The sequence below is a fragment of the Kosakonia oryziphila genome, assembly GCF_900094795.1.
GTDB lineage: Bacteria > Pseudomonadota > Gammaproteobacteria > Enterobacterales > Enterobacteriaceae > Kosakonia > Kosakonia oryziphila.
Genome location: NZ_FMBC01000037.1, coordinates 1 through 25,559 on the forward strand (window position 1 = coordinate 1; position 25,559 = coordinate 25,559).

The 25,559-nt window shown below is 53.8% G+C and carries 24 protein-coding genes and 4 pseudogenes; 13 read left to right on the top strand and 15 right to left on the bottom strand.

Annotated features, from left to right (window positions below; all coding sequences use genetic code 11):
• Window positions 1-15: 15 nt before the first annotated feature.
• A pseudogene (locus GA0061070_RS16875) lies at window positions 16-276 on the bottom strand (transposase); the annotation flags it as partial.
• A gap of 149 nt (window positions 277-425) precedes the next feature.
• Here GA0061070_RS16875 and tnpB point away from each other — a divergent pair.
• Window positions 426-623: pseudogene (gene tnpB / locus GA0061070_RS16885) on the top strand (IS66 family insertion sequence element accessory protein TnpB); the annotation flags it as partial.
• Here tnpB and GA0061070_RS25570 read toward each other — a convergent pair.
• Window positions 556-1,032, bottom strand: a complete 477-nt coding sequence (locus GA0061070_RS25570; RefSeq protein ID WP_279616096.1) for a hypothetical protein — start codon at window positions 1,030-1,032, stop codon at window positions 556-558. The pseudogene tnpB and the gene GA0061070_RS25570 overlap by 68 nt on opposite strands.
• A 121-nt stretch (window positions 1,033-1,153) precedes the next feature.
• Between GA0061070_RS25570 and GA0061070_RS16900 the strand changes: the two genes are divergently transcribed.
• On the top strand, window positions 1,154-1,369 hold the full coding sequence (locus tag GA0061070_RS16900; protein ID WP_090137199.1) for a zinc ribbon domain-containing protein: 216 nt from the start codon (window positions 1,154-1,156) through the stop codon (window positions 1,367-1,369).
• Here GA0061070_RS16900 and GA0061070_RS16905 read toward each other — a convergent pair.
• From GA0061070_RS16905 to xseA, 3 genes are all read right to left on the bottom strand, one after another.
• The gene (locus GA0061070_RS16905) at window positions 1,366-1,707 is read right to left on the bottom strand and encodes a protealysin inhibitor emfourin (protein WP_090137200.1); all 342 of its coding nucleotides are present in this window, start codon (window positions 1,705-1,707) and stop codon (window positions 1,366-1,368) included. The genes GA0061070_RS16900 and GA0061070_RS16905 overlap by 4 nt on opposite strands.
• Window positions 1,707-2,732 carry a M4 family metallopeptidase gene (locus GA0061070_RS16910; protein WP_090137201.1) on the bottom strand — a complete coding sequence of 342 codons (1,026 nt, stop codon included), beginning with the start codon at window positions 2,730-2,732 and terminating at the stop codon, window positions 1,707-1,709. Before GA0061070_RS16910 ends, GA0061070_RS16905 begins: the two co-directional genes overlap by 1 nt.
• Window positions 2,733-2,798: 66 nt before the next feature.
• Window positions 2,799-4,172: an exodeoxyribonuclease VII large subunit gene (xseA, locus tag GA0061070_RS16915; RefSeq protein WP_090137202.1), complete on the bottom strand. Its 1,374-nt coding sequence runs from the start codon at window positions 4,170-4,172 to the stop codon at window positions 2,799-2,801.
• Between the two features lie 158 nt (window positions 4,173-4,330).
• Here xseA and guaB point away from each other — a divergent pair, with 158 nt between their 5' ends.
• From guaB to GA0061070_RS16935, 4 genes are all read left to right on the top strand, one after another.
• Window positions 4,331-5,797 carry an IMP dehydrogenase gene (guaB, locus tag GA0061070_RS16920; protein WP_090137203.1) on the top strand — a complete coding sequence of 489 codons (1,467 nt, stop codon included), beginning with the start codon at window positions 4,331-4,333 and terminating at the stop codon, window positions 5,795-5,797.
• Window positions 5,798-5,910: 113 nt separating this feature from the next.
• On the top strand, window positions 5,911-7,488 hold the full coding sequence (gene guaA, locus GA0061070_RS16925; RefSeq protein ID WP_090137204.1) for a glutamine-hydrolyzing GMP synthase: 1,578 nt from the start codon (window positions 5,911-5,913) through the stop codon (window positions 7,486-7,488).
• Window positions 7,489-7,860: 372 nt separating this feature from the next.
• Window positions 7,861-8,160, top strand: a complete 300-nt coding sequence (locus GA0061070_RS16930) for a type II toxin-antitoxin system RelB/DinJ family antitoxin (protein ID WP_090137205.1) — start codon at window positions 7,861-7,863, stop codon at window positions 8,158-8,160.
• Between the two features lie 28 nt (window positions 8,161-8,188).
• Window positions 8,189-8,434 carry a type II toxin-antitoxin system RelE/ParE family toxin gene (locus GA0061070_RS16935; RefSeq protein WP_090137206.1) on the top strand — a complete coding sequence of 82 codons (246 nt, stop codon included), beginning with the start codon at window positions 8,189-8,191 and terminating at the stop codon, window positions 8,432-8,434.
• Between the two features lie 36 nt (window positions 8,435-8,470).
• Here GA0061070_RS16935 and GA0061070_RS16940 read toward each other — a convergent pair whose 3' ends face one another.
• The gene (locus GA0061070_RS16940; protein ID WP_090137207.1) at window positions 8,471-8,701 is read right to left on the bottom strand and encodes a helix-turn-helix domain-containing protein; all 231 of its coding nucleotides are present in this window, start codon (window positions 8,699-8,701) and stop codon (window positions 8,471-8,473) included.
• A 108-nt stretch (window positions 8,702-8,809) separates the two neighbouring features.
• Here GA0061070_RS16940 and GA0061070_RS16945 point away from each other — a divergent pair.
• Window positions 8,810-8,929 (top strand): annotated as a pseudogene (locus GA0061070_RS16945) (helix-turn-helix domain-containing protein); the annotation flags it as partial.
• 4 nt (window positions 8,930-8,933) lie between these two features.
• On the opposite strand, the pseudogene GA0061070_RS16950 reads toward GA0061070_RS16945, so the two are convergent.
• Window positions 8,934-9,131 (bottom strand): annotated as a pseudogene (locus GA0061070_RS16950) (transposase); the annotation flags it as partial.
• 216 nt (window positions 9,132-9,347) lie between these two features.
• Here GA0061070_RS16950 and GA0061070_RS16955 point away from each other — a divergent pair.
• Window positions 9,348-10,085, top strand: a complete 738-nt coding sequence (locus tag GA0061070_RS16955; RefSeq protein WP_090137209.1) for a hypothetical protein — start codon at window positions 9,348-9,350, stop codon at window positions 10,083-10,085.
• A 261-nt stretch (window positions 10,086-10,346) separates the two neighbouring features.
• Here GA0061070_RS16955 and GA0061070_RS16960 read toward each other — a convergent pair whose 3' ends face one another.
• Window positions 10,347-10,538 (bottom strand): YfgG family protein, encoded by a 192-nt coding sequence (locus GA0061070_RS16960; protein WP_090137210.1) that lies wholly within the window; start codon window positions 10,536-10,538, stop codon window positions 10,347-10,349.
• A 244-nt stretch (window positions 10,539-10,782) separates the two neighbouring features.
• Between GA0061070_RS16960 and GA0061070_RS16965 the strand changes: the two genes are divergently transcribed.
• Window positions 10,783-11,565, top strand: coding sequence for an MASE1 domain-containing protein (locus GA0061070_RS16965; RefSeq protein ID WP_090137211.1), 783 nt, complete (start codon window positions 10,783-10,785; stop codon window positions 11,563-11,565).
• A 62-nt stretch (window positions 11,566-11,627) separates the two neighbouring features.
• Here the strand turns inward: GA0061070_RS16965 and ppx are convergent, their stop codons facing one another.
• The 4 genes from ppx to purM all read right to left on the bottom strand — a co-directional run bounded on the left by ppx (window position 11,628) and on the right by purM (window position 17,187).
• The gene (gene ppx / locus GA0061070_RS16970; protein ID WP_090137212.1) at window positions 11,628-13,169 is read right to left on the bottom strand and encodes an exopolyphosphatase; all 1,542 of its coding nucleotides are present in this window, start codon (window positions 13,167-13,169) and stop codon (window positions 11,628-11,630) included.
• A gap of 3 nt (window positions 13,170-13,172) precedes the next feature.
• Window positions 13,173-15,233 carry a polyphosphate kinase 1 gene (gene ppk1 / locus GA0061070_RS16975; protein ID WP_090137213.1) on the bottom strand — a complete coding sequence of 687 codons (2,061 nt, stop codon included), beginning with the start codon at window positions 15,231-15,233 and terminating at the stop codon, window positions 13,173-13,175.
• Window positions 15,234-15,511: 278 nt separating this feature from the next.
• A complete protein-coding gene (gene purN, locus GA0061070_RS16980; protein ID WP_090137214.1) occupies window positions 15,512-16,153 on the bottom strand; it encodes a phosphoribosylglycinamide formyltransferase in 642 nt (213 codons plus the stop codon).
• Entirely contained in the window at window positions 16,150-17,187 is a 1,038-nt protein-coding gene (gene purM, locus GA0061070_RS16985; protein WP_090137240.1) for a phosphoribosylformylglycinamidine cyclo-ligase, read from the bottom strand. Before purM ends, purN begins: the two co-directional genes overlap by 4 nt.
• 235 nt (window positions 17,188-17,422) lie before the next feature.
• Here purM and upp point away from each other — a divergent pair, with 235 nt between their 5' ends.
• From upp to GA0061070_RS17000, 3 genes are all read left to right on the top strand, one after another.
• Complete coding sequence (gene upp, locus GA0061070_RS16990; protein WP_090137215.1) at window positions 17,423-18,049, top strand: uracil phosphoribosyltransferase; 627 nt, start codon at window positions 17,423-17,425, stop codon at window positions 18,047-18,049.
• Window positions 18,050-18,158: 109 nt separating this feature from the next.
• Window positions 18,159-19,448, top strand: a complete 1,290-nt coding sequence (gene uraA / locus GA0061070_RS16995; RefSeq protein WP_090137216.1) for a uracil permease — start codon at window positions 18,159-18,161, stop codon at window positions 19,446-19,448.
• Window positions 19,449-19,544: 96 nt separating this feature from the next.
• On the top strand, window positions 19,545-20,246 hold the full coding sequence (locus GA0061070_RS17000; RefSeq protein ID WP_244153162.1) for a DnaA inactivator Hda: 702 nt from the start codon (window positions 19,545-19,547) through the stop codon (window positions 20,244-20,246).
• 84 nt (window positions 20,247-20,330) lie between these two features.
• On the opposite strand, the gene arsC is transcribed toward GA0061070_RS17000, so the two are convergent.
• Window positions 20,331-20,690: an arsenate reductase (glutaredoxin) gene (gene arsC, locus GA0061070_RS17005; RefSeq protein ID WP_090137217.1), complete on the bottom strand. Its 360-nt coding sequence runs from the start codon at window positions 20,688-20,690 to the stop codon at window positions 20,331-20,333.
• 12 nt (window positions 20,691-20,702) lie between these two features.
• Window positions 20,703-22,166: a beta-barrel assembly-enhancing protease gene (bepA, locus tag GA0061070_RS17010; RefSeq protein WP_090137218.1), complete on the bottom strand. Its 1,464-nt coding sequence runs from the start codon at window positions 22,164-22,166 to the stop codon at window positions 20,703-20,705.
• A 222-nt stretch (window positions 22,167-22,388) separates the two neighbouring features.
• Between bepA and GA0061070_RS17015 the strand changes: the two genes are divergently transcribed.
• Window positions 22,389-23,450 carry an AI-2E family transporter gene (locus GA0061070_RS17015; protein ID WP_090137219.1) on the top strand — a complete coding sequence of 354 codons (1,062 nt, stop codon included), beginning with the start codon at window positions 22,389-22,391 and terminating at the stop codon, window positions 23,448-23,450.
• Window positions 23,451-23,517: 67 nt separating this feature from the next.
• Here the strand turns inward: GA0061070_RS17015 and GA0061070_RS17020 are convergent, their stop codons facing one another.
• Window positions 23,518-25,467 (bottom strand): sigma 54-interacting transcriptional regulator, encoded by a 1,950-nt coding sequence (locus GA0061070_RS17020; protein ID WP_090137220.1) that lies wholly within the window; start codon window positions 25,465-25,467, stop codon window positions 23,518-23,520.
• Window positions 25,468-25,559 lie beyond the last annotated feature (92 nt).

The following is a 25,559-nucleotide window of genomic DNA, read 5'->3' on the forward strand; positions in this document are numbered from 1 at the left end:
AGGCTGGTTTTAAAGCTTTTTTTCGATAACGTCTTTCAGTGCCCGGTTCTCAAGGCTCAGGTCGGCAAACATCTGTTTGAGACGCCGGTTCTCGTCCTCAAGATCCTTGATCTTTTTAATATCAGAAGCCTCCATGCCGCCGTATCTGGACTTCCAGTTGTAGTAGGTGGCTTCAGATATACCGGACTCCCGGCAGACATCTTTAACGGTTCGTCCGGCTTCAACCGACTTAATCACAGCGATGATCTGATGCTCAGTAAAACGGGCTTTACGCATAGCGATCTCCTTCGTTGGAAGATTGATTATGCCGGATGCTCTCTAAATATGAATGGCACGATTATGCGGGATACTTACAGAATGACGCTGGAGAACCCGTCATCAGAGTTGCTGGCTGTACTGCTTCGCGGGCTGACCGGGAGAAGTCAATGATATCCCTCCCGTCAGGCACCCGTATCTGGCTGGTTGCCGGCGTCACTGACATGCGTAAATCGTTCAATGGCCTGGGCGAACTGGTACAGCACGCTCTCGATGAGAACCCGTTCTCCGGCCATCTGTTCATCTTCCGTGGCCGCAAGGGGGATACCATAAAAATCCTCTGGGCCGATGCTGATGGACTGTGCCTTTTACGGTGACAGCCGTTATGACCCCACTTTGTAATAATGCCCTGCCAGCCAGGAAAATGCGAAAAACACCGGCTGCAAGTAACGCAATATCAAGTGGATCAATTAGCGGCGATTCTAGTGGAGCTTCCTCAAGTCTGACAAAAGTGCCATCAGTATCATAAATTCGCCAAAGACCGGGAGCCTGTGAAACGGAATAACCAATATCTATAGTAAGAACAAGCTGGCCGTTCCCCATAACAACAGGCATCACCTTCAGAGATACGCCAACATCATGACGCTCTATCGTCTGAAACGGATTATTTATCCCGGCAGATTTCCCTGTAACCTTACCTGTGATAAAGGGTACATTTTTACCAACAGAAATATATCCGGTCTGTCCTGACTGGGTAAGAATGCGGGGCGTTGAAATTGGACTGGACTGCCCCTACTTGTTGGGTATCCAACTTTCGGGGTTCACTTCAGTCTGGCGGGTTTTTGGTCACTTAAGGTGTATGATAAGGGCAAGTGAACATATGAATGAGGAACGCGTTATGGATCTCAAATGCCCGACCTGTCACAACCCGCTGGAACTGGTGGGAACGCATGCACATTGCTACAACTGCGACAAAGATATCGAAGTACGGGCAAACTGTCCGGAGTGTCATCAGCCTCTGGAAGTGTTAAAAGCCTGCGGCGCGGTGGACTTTTTCTGTCAGCACGGCCACGGATTGATCTCTAAAAAACGCGTCGAGTTTACCCAGCGCTAAGGCTTGCAAATGCAGGCTTCGCCATCGCGCCATAGTTCCACCAGTGACGGTGGCGCTTTACTTTCCGGGATCAGCAACAGCACATCACTTTGCTGTGTGGTCCAGGTTATCTGCAAACGGTAAAAGCGCTGATCGCCGCGCCCAGGCGAATCCGGCTGCCCGGGCGGTTGCCCGAGCGGCAGAGTCTGATGCAGGATACTGACCAGTCGCTGGCGCTGTTCCGCGTTAAGCTGAGCAATCACGATTTTTCGCGTGCCGCTCAGCTTCGGGATATAAGCCAGCCCGCCTTCGCGGGCGACTTCGACCACCGCATCATCGGTCAATTCAGGTTCGTTCATTACAACACTCCAACCTCTTTCCAGGCTTTCTCAATCGCGTCTGCAACCTGCTGGCCCGAACGTTTTTCGCCATGCTGAATGGTCAGTTTCGCAAAGGTGGCGAAATCGGCATTTTGCGCCAGCGCCTTATCGCAGACGGTATCGTACCAGGCGTAACCGGCTTTCTCCCAGGCATAGCCGCCAATCGCCGTCGCAGCAAGATAAAACGCGCGGTTGGGGATACCAGAATTCAGATGCACGCCGCCGTTATCTTCACGGGTTTTCACAAAATCTTTCATGTGTGCAGGCTGCGGATCTTTACCCAGCAGCGGATCATCATAGGCGGTACCGGGGTGAGACATCGAACGCAGGCCTCTGCCATTAATTCCTTTTGCCAGCAACCCTTCGCCGATGATCCAGTCGGCCTGATCCGCGGTTTGCTGCTTGTGATACTGCTTCACCAGCGAGCCGAAAACATCAGATAACGACTCATTCAGCGCGCCAGATTGTTCAAAATAGATCAGCGCGGCTTCCGTTTCTGTGACGCCGTGACTGAGTTCATGCGCTACCACATCAATCGCGATGGTAAAGCGATTGAAAATTTCACCGTCGCCATCGCCAAACACCATCTGCTGACCATTCCAGAAAGCATTCTGATATTGCTGGCCATAATGCACGCTGCCGCTCAGTACCATTCCTTTATTATCGAGGGAGTTACGTTGTAAAACCTGCCAGAAAAAATCGTGGGTAACGCCGAGATAGTCGTAAGCTTCATCTACGGCAACATCACCATTCGACGGCTGGCCTTCGTAGCGCACCTGCTTACCGGGCAGACTCTCTTTCTGCTGCGCATCATAGATATCGCGTACCAGTTCGCCGGGCGAAGTGACCAGTGGCGCGCTGGGCTTGCCGTGCCTATGCGCCATCAACGTCTGCACATGGGTCAATGTTTGTTGCGCACAGCGCTGCTGTACTTCTGATCCGTGGTCGATAATGCGGCGAAGAATATAGGGCGGGATAACGCAGCTATTCGGGCGTGTTTTCATGTCGCTCTCCTTGATGAAAAAGAACAACAAAAAGTATAGGGGCCGGTTGTAGGTTAATCGTACAGATTAAGATGATTTACGCTGGCGCGGTTTTTTTACGGGCGTCACATTGCTGACTTCACTCTCCACCCAGCCATCATTCAGGCGAGTAGTGAGCTTATCGCCAACTTTCACCTGGCGGGTTTTTTTCAGAACTTCGCCAGCCGGAGAGGTGGTCACGCTGTAACCACGGGCCAGCGTCGCCAGCGGGCTGACGGCTTCCAGATGCGTAATAGCCGTACCAAACCGTTCGCGCGTGGCGCTTAAACGGTCGCGAATGTTCTGGCTCAGACGATATTCCAGTTGCTGCACACGGCTTTGCGCGCGATGAATACGCGGCTGCGGGTTTTGTTGATTCAGACGTTGCATCACACGCTGCTGACGGGCAGAAGCGCGTTTTAACTGTGTATCCAGCGCGTTTTGCATGCGCTGTTGCAGACGCTCCAGCACTGTTTGCTGACGCGCCAGCCGTAACTGTGGGTGCTGCTGTTGCAGTCGATGGTTCAGCAGGGCAAAGCGGCGGTTGCGGCCCGCCAGGTAGTAATCCATCGACATTTCTAAGCGCTGCTGCATCGCCTGTATCTGGCGCAACAGTTCAAGCTGGTTGCGGCTGACAATTTCCGCTGCGGCCGAAGGCGTTGGCGCGCGCAGATCGGCAACAAAATCGGCAATCGTGACATCGGTTTCATGGCCGACGGCGCTGACCACCGGAATGCGGCTTGCGAAAATAGCGCGGGCGACGCGTTCGTCGTTAAAGCTCCAGAGATCTTCCAGAGAGCCGCCGCCGCGACCAACGATCAGCACATCACACTCCTGACGTACGTTCGCCAGTTCAACGGCACGCACGATTTGCCCCGGCGCGTCTTCGCCCTGCACCGCAGTCGGGTAGATGATTACCGGCAGAGACGGATCGCGGCGTTTCAGCACGTGCAGAATATCGTGCAGCGCCGCGCCGGTTTTCGACGTGATCACGCCGACGCAGTGTGCAGGTGAGGGCAACGGCTGTTTAAATTGCTGATCAAACAACCCTTCGGCAGTGAGTTTGGCTTTTAACTGTTCGTACTTTTGCTGCAACAAGCCTTCACCAGCCGGTTGCATGCTTTCGACGATAATCTGGTATTCCCCGCGTGGTTCATACAGCGTGATGTTGGCGCGAACCAGCACTTGCTGGCCATGCTGCGGGCGAAACGTAACGCGGCGGTTGCTGTTGCGGAACATTGCGCAGCGTACCTGAGCGGTATCGTCTTTTAAGGTGAAGTACCAATGGCCGGAAGCGGGCTGGGTAAAATTGGAGATTTCTCCGCTGATCCACACCTGACCGAGTTCGCGTTCCAGCAGTAAGCGCACCGACTGGTTCAGGCGGCTGACAGTATAAATTGAGGGGGATTGGAACGACGACATGTGAGCCAGATCAAATTCTAAATCAGCAGGTTATTCAGTCGATAGTAACCCGATACAAGGAGATGGCAAGTTTTTTATCAAAAAAGTGTGGATGCAATCGGTTACGCTCTGTATAATGCCACGGCAATATTTAACCCCCCAGGTCAGAGATATTGCCCATGCTACGTATTGCTAAAGAAGCACTGACGTTTGACGACGTCCTCCTCGTTCCCGCTCATTCCACTGTTCTGCCGAATACTGCCGACTTAAGCACGCAACTCACCAAAACCATTCGCCTGAACATTCCTATGCTCTCTGCGGCGATGGATACCGTGACTGAAGCGCGCCTCGCGATTGCGCTGGCACAGGAAGGCGGCATTGGCTTTATTCACAAAAACATGTCTATTGAGCGCCAGGCGGAAGAAGTTCGCCGCGTGAAGAAACATGAATCCGGTGTGGTTAAAGATCCACAGACTGTTCTGCCGACCACCACCCTGCGCGAAGTGAAAGAACTGACCGAACGTAACGGCTTTGCCGGTTATCCGGTCGTTAACGGCGACAACGAACTGGTGGGTATCATCACCGGGCGTGATGTGCGTTTCGTTACCGATCTGAACCAGCCGGTTAGCGTGTATATGACGCCGAAAGAGCGTCTGGTGACCGTTCGCGAAGGGGAATCCCGCGAAGTGGTATTTGCCAAAATGCACGAAAAACGCGTTGAAAAAGCGCTGGTTGTGGATGACAGTTTCCACCTGCGCGGCATGATCACTGTGAAAGACTTCCAGAAAGCAGAACGTAAACCGAACGCCTGTAAAGATGAGCAAGGCCAACTGCGTGTTGGTGCGGCAGTCGGTGCTGGCGCCGGTAACGAAGAGCGCGTTGACGCGCTGGTTGCCGCAGGTGTTGACGTACTGCTGATCGACTCCTCTCACGGCCACTCCGAAGGCGTATTGCAGCGCATTCGCGAAACCCGTGCTAAATACCCGGATCTGCAAATCATCGGCGGTAACGTCGCTACTGGCGCAGGTGCTCGTGCCCTGGCGGAAGCGGGCGTGAGTGCCGTGAAAGTTGGTATCGGCCCTGGCTCCATCTGTACTACCCGTATCGTGACCGGCGTAGGTGTTCCGCAGATCACTGCCGTTTCTGACGCGGTTGAAGCGCTGGAAGGTACTGGTATTCCGGTTATCGCTGACGGCGGTATCCGTTTCTCCGGCGACATCGCCAAAGCCATCGCCGCAGGCGCTGCCGCAGTCATGGTTGGCTCTATGCTGGCGGGTACTGAAGAATCCCCGGGCGAAATCGAACTCTACCAGGGCCGTTCTTACAAATCTTACCGTGGTATGGGTTCTCTGGGCGCGATGTCCAAAGGCTCTTCCGACCGTTACTTCCAGAGCGATAACGCTGCCGACAAACTGGTGCCGGAAGGTATCGAAGGCCGCGTTGCCTATAAAGGACGCCTGAAAGAGATCATTCACCAGCAGATGGGCGGCCTGCGCTCCTGTATGGGTCTGACTGGCTGTGGTACCATCGACGACCTGCGTACCAAAGCGGAATTTGTACGCATCAGCGGTGCCGGTATCCAAGAAAGCCACGTTCACGACGTGACTATCACCAAGGAATCCCCGAACTACCGCATGGGTTCTTAATGATTTTCGCGCCCGGTGCTTGCACCGGGCGCTGACTTTCATACTCTCTGTTCAGGTTTCAGCCTGCAAGACGACGAGTATATTCATTGCCACTTGCCTCGGAAGTAACGTCAATGACGGACAATATTCATAAACATCGTATTCTCATCCTCGACTTCGGTTCCCAGTACACGCAACTGGTTGCGCGCCGCGTGCGTGAGCTGGGCGTTTACTGCGAACTGTGGGCGTGGGATGTCACCGAAGCGCAGATCCGCGACTTTAACCCAAGCGGTATCATTCTTTCCGGCGGCCCGGAAAGCACCACCGAAGAGAACAGCCCGCGCGCACCGCAATATGTGTTCGACGCTGGCGTTCCGGTGCTCGGCGTGTGCTACGGCATGCAGACCATGGCGATGCAGCTCGGCGGCCATGTTGAAGGTTCCAGCGAACGTGAATTCGGTTACGCGCAGGTTGAAGTGCAGACCGACAGCGCGCTGGTTCGCGGCATTGAAGATTCTTTGACCGCTGAAGGCAAAGTGCTGCTGGATGTGTGGATGAGCCACGGCGACAAAGTAACGGCCATTCCGTCTGATTTCGTGACCGTTGCCAGCACCGAAAGCTGCCCGTTCGCCATCATGGCAAATGAAGAAAAACGCTTCTATGGCGTGCAGTTCCACCCGGAAGTGACCCACACCCGCCAGGGCTTGCGTATACTGGAGCGCTTCGTGCGTGATATCTGCCAGTGTGAAGCGCTGTGGACGCCAGCAAAAATCATCGACGACGCGGTTGAACGCATTCGTAAGCAGGTTGGCGATGATAAAGTGATCCTCGGCCTTTCCGGCGGTGTGGACTCCTCCGTCACTGCGATGCTGCTGCACCGCGCCATCGGCAAAAACCTGACCTGCGTATTCGTTGATAATGGCCTGCTGCGCCTGAACGAAGCCGCTCAGGTGATGGACATGTTCGGCGACCACTTCGGTCTGAACATCGTTCACGTTCCGGCAGAAGATCGCTTCCTTTCAGCATTGGCTGGCGAGGACGATCCGGAAGCAAAACGTAAAATCATTGGCCGCGTATTCGTGGAAGTATTCGACGAAGAAGCACTGAAGCTGGAAGACGTGAAATGGCTGGCGCAGGGCACCATCTACCCGGACGTGATCGAATCTGCCGCATCGGCAACCGGTAAAGCGCACGTTATTAAGTCTCACCACAACGTGGGTGGCCTGCCGAAAGAGATGAAGATGGGCCTGGTTGAGCCGCTGAAAGAGCTGTTCAAAGACGAAGTGCGTAAAATTGGTCTGGAACTCGGCCTGCCGTACGACATGCTCTACCGTCACCCGTTCCCGGGTCCGGGCCTCGGCGTTCGTGTGCTGGGCGAAGTGAAGAAAGAGTACTGCGACCTGCTGCGTCGCGCCGATGCGATCTTTATTGAAGAGCTGCATAAAGCCGACCTCTACAACAAAGTAAGTCAGGCCTTCACTGTGTTCCTGCCAGTCCGTTCCGTTGGCGTGATGGGCGACGGTCGTAAATACGACTGGGTTGTCTCTCTGCGAGCAGTAGAAACCATCGACTTTATGACCGCACACTGGGCGCACCTGCCGTACGATTTCCTCGGCCGCGTTTCTAACCGCATCATCAATGAAGTCAACGGTATCTCCCGCGTGGTGTATGACATCAGCGGCAAACCGCCAGCTACCATTGAGTGGGAATAATGCTCCTTTAAGCAAAGTCTGGCATTAACAAACACTAAATGATATCTAAGTCCGCGTAATTGCGGACTTTTTTGTTCTCACCCTTAAACCATCTCATGGGGAGGTGGTGATTGATCCTGCAAGGCTATAGCCTGAAGAATGCCCATGCCGGAATATCTCTGCTTACCCACCACAAGTAAAAGGAGACAAACCGTGGCCAGCTTTTGTTGACCACTTCAGCTAAAGTCGTGGCGATTCACGAGTGAGTCAACCATTCTGTTAGTATCCTGGCCAAACGAGATTGTTTAATATTAATACCGAGAGAGCTGCCATTCTTGACCGTATCTCGAATGAGATACATACTCAGGGAGAACTGACACCAGGAGGAATACGATGGCTGCTCAAACATCCATGCTACACATCCGTGTAGACGACAAGCTGAAGGCCGATGCGACCGAAAAGCTCGCTAACGTTGGTCTATCCGTCTCGGATGCCGTGCGAATTTTCCTGACTCGCGTCACTAAAGAAGGCGGTTTGCCTGCGGGACTGACAACTGACCCGGAAGCCCATGACAAATGGTTCCGCGCTAAGGTGCTTGAAGCTTTGACGGACAGCCAGCCAGGAGTGCCACATCAGCAGGTAATGGACGAGGCGCAAGCCCTTATCGACAGGAAGCGCCGTTCCCGAGGTTGAATGGTCGCAATCGGCCCGAGCTGACCTATTGGCAATCGTCGATTATATCTCAGATGACAATCCTGATGCCGCTCAATGGCTGAAAGATGATATCGAGGCCAGGGTAGCTAAGCTCCCGGAACATCCGAAGCTCTATCGAGGAGGTCGGATAGAGGGCACGCGGGAAATGGTCGTCCGGGCAAACCACATTGTTGTGTACACGGAAGATTCTTTTGCTGTGCGTATCCTGCGTGTGCTGCACGCAGCGCAACAGTGGCCGCCAGCTCAGGAGTGAGAGGCATGATCATGTTGATCTCATTAGCAAAAGTGCTCAGCCGGGTTCATTAAATATGAACAATGAGGTGAGTTCGATATGCAGGGCGGTGGCGAGGGTATAAAGCACTTCCAGTGTTGGGTTGCGGGTGCCACGTTCGATGCCGCTGATATAAGTGCGATCAAGCCCGCATTTCTCGGCAAAACTTTCCTGCGAAAGCCCTGCCTCCATGCGCAGCGTTCTAACACGTTGTCCCAGCAGACCTTTGATATCTCCGGTATTTTTCATACCTATAGCATTGTTTTTTGATGACTATAAGTCCACGGACTATTAGTCACATTTCTAAAATGTTGTGCTGCCATGTGACTTATAGTCAACATAAAAAGGAGAATCACCATGGAAAATCAGGACTGGCATAAAGCAGATATCATTGCGGGTTTAAGGAAGAAAGGAACATCGTTGGCGGCGCTTCCTCGCGAGCCTGGGCTAGCTTCATCTACGCTCGCCAATGCCTTAACAACTGTTCCGGGCTGAGACCACCACCGGCATCACGTTCATACTGACGCAGCCAGATATGCAGGGTCTCCGGCGTGCAGCCGATTTTAGGGGCGATGGAGCTCAGAGCTGCCCACTGTGAGTCATTCCCGTCCTGGCATTCCAGAACCATGCGAACGGCCCGCTGCCGTATCCCGGGGGTAAAACATGTATTTTTAGTCATCCTGTTTACCTCTCTCTCAAAGAGTTTAGTCTCCAGGATTCCCGGGGCGGTTCAAAGAGCATCAATGCTACAGGATTGGGCTGATATGTTCCCCTACGGCTTTTACGACCTCCATTTTCCGCAGGCTAACAAGCAGCTGATCCAGATAGTGGATATAACGATTTTATTTCATAATAGGTCACAATCAATGCCTACATCATGCAAGGGCTGGTTTCAATGAGTCGAAAAATTCCGAAAAAGTACCTTCGTACAGTCCTGTTTGGGATTGTCTTTGTGCTTGCTGTAAGCTTCGCAGGAATCATCTGGGTGCTGCCTTCATCCGTTGCAGCTGTTTGTCCAGCGTGCTATGGCTTTCAGGAGACGCAGCCCGATATCTATGTTCAGGAGAATGTCAGTGAAGAGCAACGGGCTGCCATAGTAAGTGTGATCGAGGACGCTCGCCAGAAACTGGCAATCTTCTGGGGGCCGCTCAAAGCAAAGCCTCGGATCCTTATTTGTTCGGACGACGACTGTTTTCGTCGCCTCGGCGGTGGCGGGAGGCGAGGAATGTCTTTGTTTGACAAAGTTGCCGTACTATCTCCACGCGGCAGCAACGTCACCATTGCTGCTCACGAGCTCTCGATGAATGAAATGCATCACCGTATCGGTTTATGGGCATTCTCGACAGGACGAATACCTATCTGGTTTGACGAGGGGATTGCAATGTACTCATCAAATGATCTTCGCTATCTGTCGCCAGTAGGTCAGGCGAACCGCTGTCTGGTTGCCACTCCCACCGAAATGCCAACTGGCATGCTTGAGTGGAACAGAACGGCGCTGATTGACCGTCAGCTCTACGCAAAGGCAGCATGCCGAACGAGCCAGTGGATTGCAACCCACGGTGGTGCGCCGGCAGTGATAAGCGTCGTAGAAAAGATCGCCACTGGTGAGTCATTTGAGGAAGCGTCGCGTTAGTTCATTGCCGACCCTCTGACAGCACAATTCCGGAAATATCAGGTTATGTCCTGTGTAAAGACACGGGCATAACCGATCAGCATGGATAAATCTCGAGCTCAAATAGTCTCAAAGGAATATTCGAATGAAGCCGATGCTGGTTCGCCATGACCCGCAACATAACTGCCTTTGCCGCGAAGACAATAACCACCGATTTGCTGGCGATTTTTAAAGGACGTGCAAAAACCACGCGTTTGAGCGTGTTTAAAAACGGGTTAAATCTTAGCGTTGCGCGGTGGGATCGATAGTCTGGCTGATTGGTTGCGACTGGACTTTACCCTGATGATGATACCAGGCGCCAATGGTGGAATAGACGAAACGACCGAAGAAAAAGACAAAGCTGATGAGAAGTATGATACGGGTCATGCGACTGTTAAATCGATGTCGTTTTCGCATACTGGTTGCCTGACTCACTGTGGTTCCTTTAGGAATACCCGATTAACGGGCGACGAGGCTATTAAGACACAGTCTCCGGAGAAGGTCAAATAAGCCTGAGCCTCGTTAAAACATTATCTGAAATTATATAAGGGAAATTAAATATTTACGCTGAGAATATAAAAACAAAAAATGCAGATAAATCACATGGAAATAAAATTCGCTGATGTGTTTTTTTGATTTATATCAATTTTTACTTATCGTGCGGAACTAAAATTTCTCCCTGTTACTAAACGGGCGCTTCCCCCTAAGTTATTTATTGATCCGCATCATTCGCCACCCACGCTACGCACGTTCATGGTTTTCCCAAATGTGCATGGAATTTGATCCTAAAGTGACCTGGCTGGAACTGTGTTTTTGGTTCTGCCTGGTGCTGGGGTTGCAGTACCAACTGTTAATGCCTTCCTCCACATGTAACGTTATCTTTAACACCAACTATATGCTCTCGCTGCTGCTGCCAGTGATGCTGTGGGGATCGATGCGCTACGGCTTCCGGTTTATGTCGTTTGTCTGGTCGCCGCTGCTGATTTTGACAATCCACTATTTTTATCGCAGTTTGTCCTGTGTTACTTCCAGAGATGTGCAGATCGCTATCATCTCTTCCCGCTACCTGATATTTACCTTCATGATCCTCGCACTGGCGGGGATCGCGAGCCGGCGTCGAACGGTACTTAGCCTAACCCGTCGGTTGGCGTCTGTTGATCCGATGACTCATCTGCCGAATCTGGGGGCGCTAAGTTGCGAGCTGGCGAATACTCCGTGGTCGGTGCTCTGTTTTCTGCACATACCGGAGTTTGAACTTTTAGGACGCAGCTATGGCGTGATGTTTCGCATCCAGTTTAAACAGCGCCTGGCTAACTGGTTAAAACCGTTATTACAGAAAGGGGAGGCTGTTCACCAGCTTTCGGGTCACGATCTGGTGATTCGCCTGAATCCCCACGACTGGCAGACGCGTATTGATGAACTGGATGCGCGCATCAAACTGTTTCGTTTCATCTGGGACTAGATGCAGGTGCAGCTACGCCCGCTCCGCTGGATACGCTGGTCGAAGCGTAAGCGGAGGGCGGCTCAGGCCGCCACTTCCGGTGCCTGTTCTTCTTCGATTTTTAACCGCCAGCCAGTAACCGCTTCCCAGTATTCCTGTTCTTTTTCCAGATCCAGCAGTACCAGCGCATTCTGGCTGAACCAGTCATGCGGGAAGCGCAGCGTCCAGTGATTCTCATCGGTTTTCAGAAACAGCGTCGGCGGGGTAGTCGTCGCCTGGCGCTGATTATTCAGCAGCACGCCGAGGCGCAGTAACTGAACCAGCGGCAAAAATTGCTTCTTCTTAAATAGCGTAAAGCGCGGTAACTCGTCGAGTTTGATCGCTTTACGATGACAGCGCACCAGAGTCGCCATCATCAGTTGCTGCTCCTGGTTGAAACCGGGCAGGTTGCTGTTTTGCAGAATGTAGGCCGAATGGCGATGCAGGCCGCTGTGGTTGATGTTCAGTCCCACTTCATGCAGCATCGCTGCCCACTTCAGCAGTGCCGCCAGTTGCGGGTTGTCGAGCTTGGGATTTTGCGCCTGCCACTGCTCGTACATCTGCGTGGTGGTTTCCAGCACGCGACGAGCCTGCTCGCGGTCAATATTGTACTGGCTGGCGAGGCTCTGCGCCGTACGACTGCGAATGTCTTGATGACGGAAGCGGCCTTCCATCTCATACAACACGCCTTCACGCAGTGCGCCGTCGGAGAGACGCAGCTCGCGGATCGCCAGCGCATCGAATACGCCGCACAGAATGGAGAGGCCTGGCACGAACACCGCTTTACGTTCCTCAGAAAGCCCTGGCAGGCTCAGTTCGCTGAAGTTTTTATACTTCAGTACTTCATCGACCAGTTTTTCCAGACGCTCCGGAGTAATAAACCCGTCCTTCTCGCCTGAGGCGATCAGTACTTCATGCACCGCTTTAATACTGCCGGACGCGCCCAGCGCCACATTCCAGCTCTGGATGCGGAACTGCCAGGCCAGCGACTCCAGCTTTTGCGTGGCGGAAATACGCGCCCGACGGAAGTTTTCACCATTGATGGTGCCACCGGGAAAGTACATCTGTGCAAAGCTGACGCAGCCCATGCGACGGCTTTCGACCAGCTTCGGTTCGAAATCTTCGCCGATAACCAGCTCCGTCGAACCGCCACCGATATCGATCACCAGCTTGCGGCCTTTATCCGGTTGCGTATGCTCCACACCCATAAAAATCAGTCGCGCTTCTTCGTTACCTGCAATGATTTCAATAGGGTAGGGGATCACTTTTTCGGCGCGTTTGAGAAACTCCGGAGCATTCAGTGCCTGGCGTAACGTGTGCGTGCCTACGATGCGGACGCTGGAGGGATCGAACCCTTGCAGGCGCTCGGCAAACAGCGACAGGCAGGCCAGCCCGCGCTCCATTGCCTCTTCACTCAGCATGTTATTGCTGTCCAGACCATCCGCCAGATGCACGCGTTGTTTCAGGCGGCCGATGATTTGCATCGCCCCATCCACCACGCGTGCAATCACCATATGGAAACTGTTGGAACCCAGGTCGACCGCGGCGAACTCCTCCGGGCGGGGCATCTTTTCTTGTATCGGCATAGATTAATCGGGCTGCTCGAGTGATTTGATGTAATCGTAAATCGCCAACTGTGCGCGTACTTTGCGACGATTGCCGCGCGGCACGTAGCGATTGCTCAGTTCTTTATCAATGTACCGGGCTTTTACCGTATCACTGAACAAAATGTCAATGATATCCAGAACGCGCTGTTTTAGCCGGGGATCGAGCAGCGGTGCCGCCACTTCGATACGGTAATCGATATTACGGGTCATCCAGTCGGCGGAAGAGAGCCAGACTCGCTTATCACCGCCGTTCTCAAAAATATAGATGCGATCGTGCTCAAGATAACGGTCAACGATGCTAATCACGCGAATATTTTCGCTGATGCCTGCAAGCTCAGGGATCAACGAACACATACCGCGCACCAGCAGATTCACCGGCACGCCGGAACTGGAAGCAGCATAGAGGCGATCCACCAGCCCTTTGTCCACCAGGTTGTTCAGCTTCAGCGTTATACCGGAAGGCTGCCCATTCTGCGCGTTGGCGATCTCGGCATCGATCATGTCATACAACAGGCGGCGCGAGTTTTGCGGCGACACCAGCAGGTAATCGAAATTCACCGGGCGATACGGGTTTTCGATAAAGTTAAACACCCGACGCACTTCATTGGTAATGCGCGCATCGGCCGTAATCAGTGAGTAGTCGGTATACAGCCGCGCGGTTTTCTCGTTAAAGTTGCCGGTACCGATATGCGCGTAGCGCACCACTTCCTCACCTTCCATACGGGAGATGAGGAACAGCTTGGCGTGAATTTTTAAACCCGGTGCCGAGAAGATCACCTGCACGCCCGCTTCCGTCAACCGTTTCGCCCAGTGGATGTTGGCTTCTTCATCGAAACGCGCCTGTAACTCCACCACCACGGTCACTTTTTTGCCGTTGTGCGCCGCATGGATCATCGAATCAATAATGCGCGAATCTTTCGCTACACGATAAATATTGATTTTAATCGCCAGCACGCTCGGGTCGAACGACGCCTGACGCAGCAGTTCCAGTACGTGCTCGAAGGTGTGATAGGGGTAATAGAGCAGCACATCACGTTCGCGAACGGCATCGAAACCGTTGCGGAATTTGTCAAACCAGATATGGCGCAGACGCGGCAGCGGTTTGTTGACGAGATTGGCTTTGCCGACGTTCGGGAAGCTAATAAAGTCTTTAAAGTTGTGGTAACGCCCGCCGGGGATAATTGAGTCATAACGGGAAATATTCAGCTTTTCGCGCAGCGTTTCCACCATTGCATCGGGCATATCGCGCTGGTAAACAAAGCGCACCGGTTCAGCAGTCAGACGCTGTTTCAGGCTCGACGACATTAACTCCATCAGGCTCGATTCCATCTCGTGAACCAGATCGTATTCGGCATCACGGGTCATCTTCATCGAATAGGCATTCAGCGAATCGTAATCGAAGAAGCCTTTAAAGATGTCATCCAGGCAGTAGCGCAGGATGTTATCCAGCAAGATCATTGGTTTACGGCGACGCGGCGCTTCCGGCGGTAGATTCACGAAACGCGGGACTTTGTCCGATGGGATCTCCAGCAGAGCGTAGCGGATATCTTCGCCACGAATGATCTCGACCGCCAGATAGGTGTAATCGTCTTTTAAGAACCGCACCAGGTTGGTTTCGCGGTTTATCAACGTCGGCGTAATGTGCTGGCGCAGATACTGCTTGAAATAGTTGCGCAGCCAGCTTTGCTGGTTTTGCGACAGTTGCCGCTCGTTGATTAGAAAGATTTGATTGCGCGCCATCTCCAGCAGCAGGTCGTTATACAGGCTGTCGAACTCCTGGTCGGCCTTCAGCACGCGGGCCTGAATTTTGCCCAGAAGATAGCGGGAGTTAGTGGTGGTGCCTTGCTCTTCGCTGATGATCAGTCGGCGTTTCAGTTCGGCAAAACGCACTTTATAAAATTCATCGAGGTTATTGGAATAGATCCCCAAAAAACGCATGCGCTCGATTAGCGGGTTACTTTTGTCTGCCGCTTCCTGGAGAACACGTTCGTTGAAGCACAACCAGCTTAGTTCTTTTTCGAGATATAACTTTTCCTGACCCATTCCTGTTTACACTCCGGTTCTTACTCGGGACACAGCAATGCCTTCTCGCTTTTACTATGTCCGCGCCTGACAGGTGAACGTTGCTGGCGTTCCATCGAATAACGCAACTTATTATGGCGAGCTTAGCCCTAAGATGTCCAACTGTGCCAAAAAAGTATGACAGTAATCTTTTTTCTGACTTAAGGTGATGAAAATACAGCGGGGATAAGAATACATTGGCGTATTTGACGCCGGATAAGCATCGCGCCATCCGGCAACAGAACAACAAATGGGGATAACTATTCGTCAGCCGCATAGCCCTCGGGCGGTAAACAAACACCATCCAACCACGCGCTGTTATCTTTCATGCTCAGGCGGCCATCGACAAACCAACTCACCACCAGCGGATAAATCGCGTGTTCCTGCGTTTGTACGCGCTCAGCGATCTCTTCTTCCGTGTCGCCGTCAAACACCGGGACTTTGGCCTGCAAAATGACCGGGCCGCCATCCAGCTCTTCCGTCACAAAATGTACGCTGGTGCCGTGTACTTCATCGCCATTTTCCAGCACCTGGCGATGCGTATTCAGACCTGGGTATTTCGGCAGCAGAGAAGGGTGAATATTCAGCAGATGTCCGGCGTAATGAGCAACAAACGCCGGGCTGAGGATGCGCATGTAACCTGCCAGCACCACTACATCCGGCGCGTAGGCATCAATTTCATGCATCAGTTCACGATCGAAGGCATCACGGCTGGCAAACTGCGAGGCAAGAAGGGTATGCGCAGGAATTGTGGCTTCCCGCGCACGTTCAAGGCCGAATGCGTCGGCCTTGTTACTGAATACTGCCCGCAGGGTGCCGTTGATCTTCTTCTGTTTGCAGGCATCAATAATCGCCTGCAAATTGCTTCCGTTACCGGAAATCAGCACCACAATGTTTTTCATTCAATGACCACACGCTCACTGGAATCGGATGCCTTGATAATACCGATTTTCCACGCGTTTTCACCTTTAGCGTTGAGCAGGGTGATGGCTTTATCCGCTTGTGCGGCAGGCAGCGCAATAACCATACCAACGCCACAGTTGAAGGTGCGGTACATTTCATGACGGCTAACGTTGCCAGAGCTTTGCAGCCAGTTGAAGACTGCCGGCCACTGCCAGGAGGATTCATCGATAACTGCCTGTGTGTTATCCGGCAGCACGCGCGGGATATTTTCCCAGAAACCGCCGCCCGTCAGGTGAGCGATAGCGTGTACATCAACGTTTTCAATCAGCTCCAGCACCGATTTCACGTAAATACGCGTCGGTTCCAGCAGGTGATCGGCCAGCGGTTTGCCTTCCAGTTGGGTGGTCAGCGGATCGCAGCCGCTCACTTCGATCACTTTACGCACCAGTGAGTAACCGTTGGAGTGCGGACCGCTAGAAGCCAGCGCCACCAGTACGTCGCCGTCGGCCACTTTGGAGCCGTCGATAATTTCTGCTTTCTCTACCACGCCTACGCAGAAACCGGCCACGTCGTAATCTTCACCGTGATACATGCCCGGCATCTCTGCGGTTTCGCCGCCAACCAGCGCACAACCGGATTGCAGGCAGCCTTCGGCGATGCCATTGATCACGCTGGCGGCGGTATCCACATCCAGCTTGCCGGTGGCATAATAATCGAGGAAGAACAGCGGCTCAGCGCCCTGTACCACCAGGTCATTTACACACATGGCGACCAGGTCGATACCGATGGTGTCATGACGTTTCAGATCCATTGCCAGACGCAGCTTGGTGCCAACGCCATCAGTGCCGGAAACCAGTACCGGTTCACGATATTTTTGCGGCAGAGCGCACAGCGCGCCGAAGCCGCCCAGACCGCCCATGACTTCAGGACGGCGGGTTTTCTTCACCACGCCTTTGATTCGGTCAACCAGAGCATTGCCTGCATCAATATCAACACCGGCATCTTTATAGCTGAGAGAGGTTTTATCGGTCACTGCTTCAGTCCCCACGCGTTTTCTTGCGGTAGAAATAAAATTCGGCGCAATTCTAGCAGCCCAGGCAAACGTTTGCGAGCCTATTATTGCCGGGCGTACCTTCTAAGTTCCGATATACTATTTTCCAGCCTGATTGATCGCGATCAAGCGGCTATCTGTAGCGCAACGGAAAAAAAGCGGTATAATCCGGCGATTTTTTTTGTGGCTGCCACCTGTCAGGGGAAAGGAGAAGAGTATGAAGGTCGTGGAAGTTAAACACCCACTCGTCAAACACAAGCTTGGTTTGATGCGTGAAAACGATATCAGCACCAAACGCTTTCGTGAACTCGCCTCAGAAGTGGGCAGCCTGCTGACCTATGAAGCGACGGCTGACCTCGAAACCGAAAAAGTGACTATCGAAGGCTGGAACGGCCCGGTACAGGTTGAGCAGATCAAAGGTAAAAAAATTACTGTGGTGCCTATTCTGCGCGCCGGGCTGGGCATGATGGACGGCGTGCTGGAGCACGTGCCGAGTGCGCGCATCAGCGTGGTGGGTATCTACCGTGATGAAAAAACGCTGGAGCCGGTGCCGTACTTCCAGAAACTGGTGTCCAACATCGACGAGCGCATGGCGCTGGTGGTTGACCCGATGCTGGCGACCGGTGGTTCAATGATCGCCACTATCGATCTGCTGAAAAAAGCGGGCTGCCACAGCATCAAAGTTCTGGTGCTGGTTGCCGCGCCGGAAGGTCTGGCGGCGCTGGAGAAAGCCCATCCGGACGTCGAACTCTATACCGCGGCGATCGATAAGGGCCTCAACGAACACGGCTACATTATTCCTGGCCTCGGCGATGCTGGCGACAAAATCTTTGGTACGAAATAACGCATGACAAATTGAAAGCCGACTTTGATAGTCGGCTTTTTTTTGGATGCATAAACTGCCCGCCACAAAGGACGGGGAGATAAACAACAACACTCAGAGGAAAAACATTATGACGCGCCGTGCTATCGGGGTGAGTGAAAGACCGCCGCTTTTGCAGACGATCCCGCTTAGTTTGCAGCACCTGTTCGCCATGTTTGGCGCGACCGTGCTGGTGCCAATCCTGTTTCACATTAACCCGGCCACCGTGCTGCTGTTCAATGGTATCGGGACGCTGCTTTATCTCTTCATCTGTAAGGGGAAAATTCCGGCTTACCTCGGTTCCAGCTTTGCGTTTATCTCGCCGGTGTTGCTGCTGTTGCCGCTCGGTTATGAAGTGGCGCTGGGCGGTTTCATTATGTGCGGCGTGTTGTTCTGCATCGTCTCCTTTATTGTTAAGAAAGCCGGTACTGGCTGGCTGGATGTGATGTTCCCGCCTGCGGCAATGGGCGCTATCGTGGCGGTTATCGGTCTGGAACTGGCGGGTGTGGCGGCGAATATGGCGGGTCTGCTGCCAGCCGATGGCCAGAACGCGGATAGCAAAACGGTGATCATTTCGATGGTCACGCTGGGCGTAACGGTGTTTGGTTCGGTGCTGTTCCGCGGTTTTATGGCGATTATCCCGATCCTCATCGGTGTGCTGGCGGGCTATGCGCTCTCCTTCGTCATGGGCGTTGTCGATACCACGCCGATCGCGCAGGCACATTGGTTTGCACTGCCGACTTTCTATACTCCGCGTTTCGAATGGTTTGCGATTTTCACCATTCTGCCTGCGGCGCTGGTGGTTATTGCCGAGCATGTGGGACATCTGGTGGTGACGGCGAATATCATCAAAAAAGATCTGATCCGCGATCCGGGCCTACATCGTTCGATGTTTGCTAACGGTTTCTCGACGATTATTTCCGGCTTCTTTGGTTCCACGCCGAACACCACGTACGGTGAAAACATCGGTGTAATGGCCATTACTCGCGTTTACAGCACCTGGGTTATCGGCGGCGCGGCGATCTTCGCGATCCTGCTCTCCTGCGTCGGCAAACTGGCGGCGGCGATCCAGATAATCCCGGTTCCGGTCATGGGCGGCGTATCGTTGCTGCTGTACGGCGTAATTGGCGCATCCGGTATTCGCGTATTGATTGAATCGAAAGTCGATTACAGCAAAGCGCAAAATCTGATCCTCACTTCCGTCATCCTGATCATCGGCGTCAGTGGCGCGAAAGTGCACATCGGCGCGGCGGAACTGAAAGGTATGGCGCTGGCGACCATCGTTGGCGTCTGTCTGAGCCTGATCTTCAAACTGATTAGCGTACTGCGCCCGGAAGAAGTGGTGCTGGACGCGCAAGACGACGACGCGGCGAAAGGTTAATGGCTGCCATTTGAACCGGGTTTCTTGCCCGGTTCAAACCTTGCCATATTTTATGGTAAACTCGCTGCGTTTTTTGTAAGCCCTGTTGAGGTACCTCTGAACACACCGGCACAGCTCTCTTTGCCATTATATTTACCCGATGACGAAACCTTCGCGAGTTTCTGGCCGGGTGATAACCCCTCTTTACTGGCGGCGTTGCAAAACGTTCTGCGCCAGGCTCACAGCGGATACATCTATTTCTGGTCGCGTGAAGGCGCCGGGCGCAGCCATTTGCTGCATGCCGCCTGCGCGGAGCTCTCCAGGCGCGGTGATGCCGTTGGCTATGTGCCTCTGGATAAGCGCACCTGGTTCGTGCCGGAAGTACTGGAGGGCATGGATCAACTCTCGCTGGTGTGTATCGATAATATCGAATGCATTGCCGGTGACGAGCCGTGGGAGATGGCGATCTTCAACCTCTATAACCGTATTCTCGAACAGGGTAAAACCCGTCTGCTGATCACTGGCGATCGTCCGCCGCGCCAGTTAAATCTTGGGTTGCCGGATCTGGCTTCGCGGCTGGACTGGGGGCAGATCTACAAGCTGCAACCGCTCTCCGATGAAGACAAGTTACAGGCGCTGCAACTGCGCGCGCGCCTTCGTGGTTTTGAGTTGCCGGAAGATGTGGGCCGTTTTCTGCTCAAACGGCTGGACAGAGAAATGCGTACGCTGTTCGATACTCTCGATGTGCTGGATCACGCTTCCATTACCGCCCAGCGCAAGCTGACCATCCCGTTTGTGAAAGATATTCTCAAGTTATAAATCATGGCCGGATGGCGGTTACGTCTTATCCGGCCTGTGCGGTTTTGCTGGCCCGGTAAACGTAGCGCCACCGGGCAATCAAATTTAACCTGTAATTTCTAAAACCTGCTCGGGCGGACGGCCGATACGCGCCTGGCCATTGGCCACCACAATCGGGCGCTCAATCAACTTCGGGTTATCCACCAGCGCCTGCACCAGTTTCTGTTCGGATAATGTGTTATCAGCGAGGTTCAGGGACTTATACAGATCCTCTTTCGTGCGCATCAGTTCCCGCGCGCTGGACATGCCGAGCATCTGCAACAGTTGTTTGATGGTTGCCGCATCCGGCGGCGTCTCCAGATAGAGCACCACCTGCGGCTCAATGCCGTTCTCTTTCAGCAGATTCAGGGTTTCACGGCTCTTTGAGCAGCGAGGGTTATGGTAGATTTTCACCGCGTCTGACATCTCTTCTCCTTGTTACATCTTCTGATACGGTTTGAAGATCTGCTGCAATTGGCGCAGCTGATCAATACGCGCATCATAACGTGCCTGTTGCAGGCTGCCGAGTTTCACCTGCGAGCTGGCGCTGCTCAGCAGAGTGATGGCTTGATCCAATTTGCCCACCAGTGCCAGGCTTTCTGCGCGTGCGGCCAGTTCCTGGTCGCGATTGCCGAGCTTACCTTCCGCCTGCGCCAGCAGATCCCAGCCATTAACATCATCTTTATAGGTAAAGGTGTAGCGGTTGAGGATCCGCTCAGTTTCTGCTGGCTGACCGCTTTCCAGGTAGGCGTTCGCCAGGTTGAGCTGCAACACCGGATTGGTTTTTAGTTCTCTGGCGGCGTTCAGACGCTTAATCGCATCGGCGCTTTTGTTCTGCCCCAAATCGATATCAGTCGCCAGGTCGAGATACCAGGCGTTATTCGGATCGGCGCTCAGCAACGGTTGCAATGCTTTCGCCGCTTCAGGGAATTTTTTCGCTTCCATTGCCTGCAAGGCGCGGCCATATTGCGCAGCACGCTGTTCTCGCACATTGCCTTTCGACCAGCCATCCAGCAGGTCATCTGTCAGTTGGTTACGCCCGGAGTTATACATGCCGAGTGCTCTGACTTTCGCCATATAGAACGCTTCTGAGGACTGAACCACCACCGGACGCATCTGGTTAGCGCGGTTACGTGCATCGGCAAGGCGGCTTTCCGGTAACGGGTGCGTCAGCAGAATTTCTGGCGGACGTGTCGAATAGCGCGACTGATCGAGCAGCTTTTCGAGGAATGTCGGCATCGCTTGCGGGTCGAAACCTGAACGTTGCAGAACCTGAATACCGATACGATCCGCTTCCTGCTCATTCTGCTGGGTAAAGCTAATCAGACCCTGTTGCGTACCTGCCAGCGTCCCGGTAAGCGCCGCCATCCCCGCCTGCGGGCTGGCCATTGCTAACAGGATGGAACCCAGGGCGCCGGCCCAGGTGAGCGGAGCACTGCGTTTTTGATCTTCCATTGCACGCGCCAGGTGGCGTTGCGTGACGTGGGAAATTTCGTGCGCCATCACCGAGGCGAGTTGGCTCTCGTTATCCGTGTAACGAAAAAGCGCAGAGTGCAACACGACATTGCCGCCGAAAAAGGCGAAGGCGTTGATTTCGTCGTTATTGATGAGATAGAAGTGAAACGGAGTTTTTACGGAGTCAGCATGCGCTACTAACCGCATGCCCAGCGCATTAATGTACTGCACCAGCAGTGGATCGTTAATCAGCGGAGCGCTGCCGCGCAACTGGCGCACATAGTAGTCGCCCATCTGCATCTCCTGACCAATGGAGAGCGTACTGCCAGCAGACGTGCCCATGTCTGGCAGGTTGTCTGCCGAATCGGCCCATGCCGGAATAACCGTACCTGCCGCCAGAGTAGCGATAAGGGTTGCGACCAGCGTTCGTTTCAACTGCCTGAACATAACCTCACCTGTATATTTGGAAACATCAGTATGACCGGATTTTTTCTTGCTTCATTCCGGTAAACGTCTGGCAAGTTTAGCGGTCTTCGCCGCGAAAAAACATCCCAAACGGCCGCATGTTATGTTTCTCGTAAAGCGTACGAAAAGCGAAGTCTTTTTTGTGACATTTCGATACAATTCCACTTCTTCCCCCTCAGCCCACAAGGCACATGAAGGAATGTTATGCTTGAAATGTTGATGCAGTGGTATCGCCGTCGCTTCAGCGACCCGGAGGCGATTGCGCTGCTGGTCATTCTGCTTGCCGGATTCTGTATCCTCTTCTTTTTTAGCGGCCTGCTTGCGCCGCTGCTGGTGGCGCTGGTTATCGCTTACCTGCTCGAGTGGCCAACCGCTCGCCTGGAAAGAATCGGCTGTTCGCGCAGTTGGGCGTCGTCGATTGTGCTGGTGCTGTTTGTCGGCATTCTGCTGGTGATGGCCTTTGTGGTGATGCCAGTAGCCTGGCAGCAGGGAATTTACCTGATACGCGACATGCCCGGCATGCTGAGCAAACTCTCTGATTTCGCCGCCACGCTGCCACGCCGCTATCCGGCGCTAATGGATGCGGGCATCATTGATGCGATGGCGGAAAATATGCGCTCGCGCATGCTGACAATGGGCGACTCGGTGGTGAAATATTCCCTCGCTTCGCTGGTTGGGCTGTTGACGCTGGCGGTCTATCTGGTGCTGGTGCCGCTGATGGTCTTTTTCCTCGTCAAAGACAAAGAGCAGATGCTTAACGCCGTGCGCCGCGTATTGCCGCGCAATCGCGGGCTGGCGGGGCAGGTGTGGAAAGAGATGAACCAGCAGATCACCAATTATATTCGCGGCAAAGTGCTGGAGATGATTGTCGTCGGCGTCGCTACCTGGGTTGGTTTCATTCTGTTTGGCCTTAACTATTCGCTGTTGCTGGCGGTGCTGGTCGGTTTCTCGGTGCTGATCCCTTACATTGGCGCTTTTGTTGTTACCATTCCGGTGGTCGGCGTGGCGCTGTTCCAGTTTGGCCTCGGCACTGAATTCTGGAGCTGCTTTGCGGTGTATCTGATTATTCAGGCGCTGGATGGCAACTTGCTGGTGCCGGTGCTGTTCTCCGAGGCGGTAAACCTGCATCCTCTGGTGATCATTCTGTCGGTGATCATTTTCGGCGGGCTCTGGGGTTTTTGGGGCGTTTTCTTTGCCATCCCGCTCGCCACACTGATTAAGGCGGTGATTCACGCCTGGCCGGATTCGCCTGCTATCGAAGAGTAGCACCACCGGGCGGCGCACATGCTGTCGCCCGGAAACTTGCCGGTATCTATTTCGTTCACAGAAATGATCACAGCACTTCGCGTACCGCAATACCAAGGCGCTGCATGCGCGATAACAGCGTGGTGCGCTTCATGCCAAGCCGCGCGGCCGCGCCGCGAGGGCCGGCAACGATGCCGTTGGTTTCGCGCAGTACCTGAATGATACGCGCCCGCTCCTCTTCGTCATTTTCCGGCGGTTCGGGGTGCATCATCTCTGCCACTTTCGGCAGCGGGAAGGGGAAAGGATCGTGAACCACTGGCTGCACCATGCTGACTGGCGGGGTATTCAGGTGCAGATTCAACGTGTTATCGCGGGAGAGCAGCACCGCACGCTCAATCACGTTCTCCAGCTCACGTACATTGCCGGGCCATTCGTAGCGCATTAACTGGCGGAGAGTATCAGCCGGGATAGTATCAATGGTGCGGTTTAGTCGACGTGCCAGTTTCTGCGTGAAATGGCGTGTCAGCAGCGGAATATCATCCGGGCGCTCGCGTAGCGGCGGCAGCACCAGCGGGAAGACATTCAGGCGATAAAAGAGATCGTTGCGAAACTCGCGGTCGATCACCATCTGGCGCAGATCGCGGTTAGTGGCGGCGATCACCCGCACATTCACCGGAATAGTCCGGTTGCCGCCGATACGTTCAATCTCGCGTTCCTGCAATACGCGCAGCAGCTTGGGTTGCAGTTCAAGCGGCATATCGCCGATCTCATCGAGGAACAGCGTGCCCTCATCGGCCATTTCAAAGCGTCCGCGATGGGTGTTAATCGCGCCGGTAAAGGCACCTTTATCGTGACCAAACAGTTCGCTTTCCAGCAGGCTGGAGGGGATCGCGGCACAGTTGATTTTTACCAGCGGTTTATCTTTACGCGGGCTCATCTGATGCAATGCGCGGGCGATGATCTCTTTCCCGGTGCCAGTTTCGCCGAGGATCAGCACCGTACTGTCGCTCAGGGCGACAATATTGACCTGCTGGAGCACGTCACGCATCGCATCGCTCTGGTAAATAATGTCGCCGAAACTCTGGCTGGAGGCGATCTGCTCGTTGAGCTGGCGGTTTTCGCTGTTCAGATTCTCTTTCAGGTGGATAACTTTGCGGTACGCGTCGGCATTATCGACGGCGATACCAATTCTGTCGGCGATCTGCTGTAGCAATCGACAATTTTGTTCGGTGAAAACGGATGCCTCATGGTGCGCCAGTAGCAACACGCCCGTTGACTGGTGACTGTAAGCCAGCGGCAAAATAAACACCGTGTTCAGCCCTTGCAGCGCCAGTTGATTGAGCAGCGCATCGGTGTGCCACAGCGCCGTATCCTGATCCTGCTGGAGCAGCGCGCTGCGATGCTCGTTCAGCGCGGCCAGCAACACCGGGCTTTCACTGCGTAGCGGGAATCGCTCCGTCTCTGGCGGGCAACCGGGAAAATGGGAGACATGGCAGATCAACTGGTTTGAATGCAGCGTATCGCGCAGCACCATGCGAATATTATCGATGCCGAAAAAACGGTGGATCTCCTGCGAAACATCTGCCACCAGATCGTCAAGATCGAGGTGCGACAACACCGAGTTAGTGATATCCACCAGCACCCGATGGTGATCGCGTTCTTCACTCAAGGCCGTTACCGACTGGCGGAGTTTTTCGCTCACCAACATCTCTTCCAGCGCCTGCGTCGCCAGCCGCGTCAGCCAGGCAAACAGCGCATTCTCTTGCGGGCTGAAAGTGCCGCTGTCGGTGCGCACAAAGCGCAGTTCCGCCACATCGCTGCCTTCCAGCAGCACCACATGCAGCGAGCTGTCGCTGATTGTGCCGCCGTATTCGGTCGTGCAAAACGCCGCGCTGCCGTCATCAAAACAGCGCCAGAAAGGGGCGTTATTGAGACGTAACTCAATAAACTGCACGGGGCTGAAGGGAGGGGGCAGAGGGATAAACGCCTGAAGAAGTGAAGCCTTATCATTCTGTTCCAGCAACTGCTGTAAGATCATGGATACGTCGCCCTTCCAGATTTTGCGAGCGTCATTTAAGCCGCAGGTGCGTTGCCTTTCCTTGCATATCTCAGTGATTGGCTGATGCCAGA

Excerpts from the sequence above, each read along its gene's own strand:
- xseA (WP_090137202.1), bottom strand. The coding sequence starts at position 4,172 with ATGTCGTCGTTCCAATCCCCCTCAATTTATACTGTCAGCCGCCTGAAC.
- guaB (WP_090137203.1), top strand. The coding sequence starts at position 4,331 with ATGCTACGTATTGCTAAAGAAGCACTGACGTTTGACGACGTCCTCCTC.
- GA0061070_RS16930 (WP_090137205.1), top strand. The coding sequence starts at position 7,861 with ATGGCTGCTCAAACATCCATGCTACACATCCGTGTAGACGACAAGCTG.
- GA0061070_RS16955 (WP_090137209.1), top strand. The coding sequence starts at position 9,348 with ATGAGTCGAAAAATTCCGAAAAAGTACCTTCGTACAGTCCTGTTTGGG.
- GA0061070_RS16910 (WP_090137201.1), bottom strand. The coding sequence starts at position 2,732 with ATGAAAACACGCCCGAATAGCTGCGTTATCCCGCCCTATATTCTTCGC.
- GA0061070_RS16900 (WP_090137199.1), top strand. The coding sequence starts at position 1,154 with ATGGATCTCAAATGCCCGACCTGTCACAACCCGCTGGAACTGGTGGGA.
- purN (WP_090137214.1), bottom strand. The coding sequence starts at position 16,153 with ATGAAAAACATTGTGGTGCTGATTTCCGGTAACGGAAGCAATTTGCAG.
- ppk1 (WP_090137213.1), bottom strand. The coding sequence starts at position 15,233 with ATGGGTCAGGAAAAGTTATATCTCGAAAAAGAACTAAGCTGGTTGTGC.
- uraA (WP_090137216.1), top strand. The coding sequence starts at position 18,159 with ATGACGCGCCGTGCTATCGGGGTGAGTGAAAGACCGCCGCTTTTGCAG.
- upp (WP_090137215.1), top strand. The coding sequence starts at position 17,423 with ATGAAGGTCGTGGAAGTTAAACACCCACTCGTCAAACACAAGCTTGGT.
- GA0061070_RS17015 (WP_090137219.1), top strand. The coding sequence starts at position 22,389 with ATGCTTGAAATGTTGATGCAGTGGTATCGCCGTCGCTTCAGCGACCCG.
- GA0061070_RS16905 (WP_090137200.1), bottom strand. The coding sequence starts at position 1,707 with ATGAACGAACCTGAATTGACCGATGATGCGGTGGTCGAAGTCGCCCGC.
- GA0061070_RS16940 (WP_090137207.1), bottom strand. The coding sequence starts at position 8,701 with ATGAAAAATACCGGAGATATCAAAGGTCTGCTGGGACAACGTGTTAGA.
- arsC (WP_090137217.1), bottom strand. The coding sequence starts at position 20,690 with ATGTCAGACGCGGTGAAAATCTACCATAACCCTCGCTGCTCAAAGAGC.
- guaA (WP_090137204.1), top strand. The coding sequence starts at position 5,911 with ATGACGGACAATATTCATAAACATCGTATTCTCATCCTCGACTTCGGT.
- bepA (WP_090137218.1), bottom strand. The coding sequence starts at position 22,166 with ATGTTCAGGCAGTTGAAACGAACGCTGGTCGCAACCCTTATCGCTACT.
- GA0061070_RS17020 (WP_090137220.1), bottom strand. The coding sequence starts at position 25,467 with ATGATCTTACAGCAGTTGCTGGAACAGAATGATAAGGCTTCACTTCTT.
- ppx (WP_090137212.1), bottom strand. The coding sequence starts at position 13,169 with ATGCCGATACAAGAAAAGATGCCCCGCCCGGAGGAGTTCGCCGCGGTC.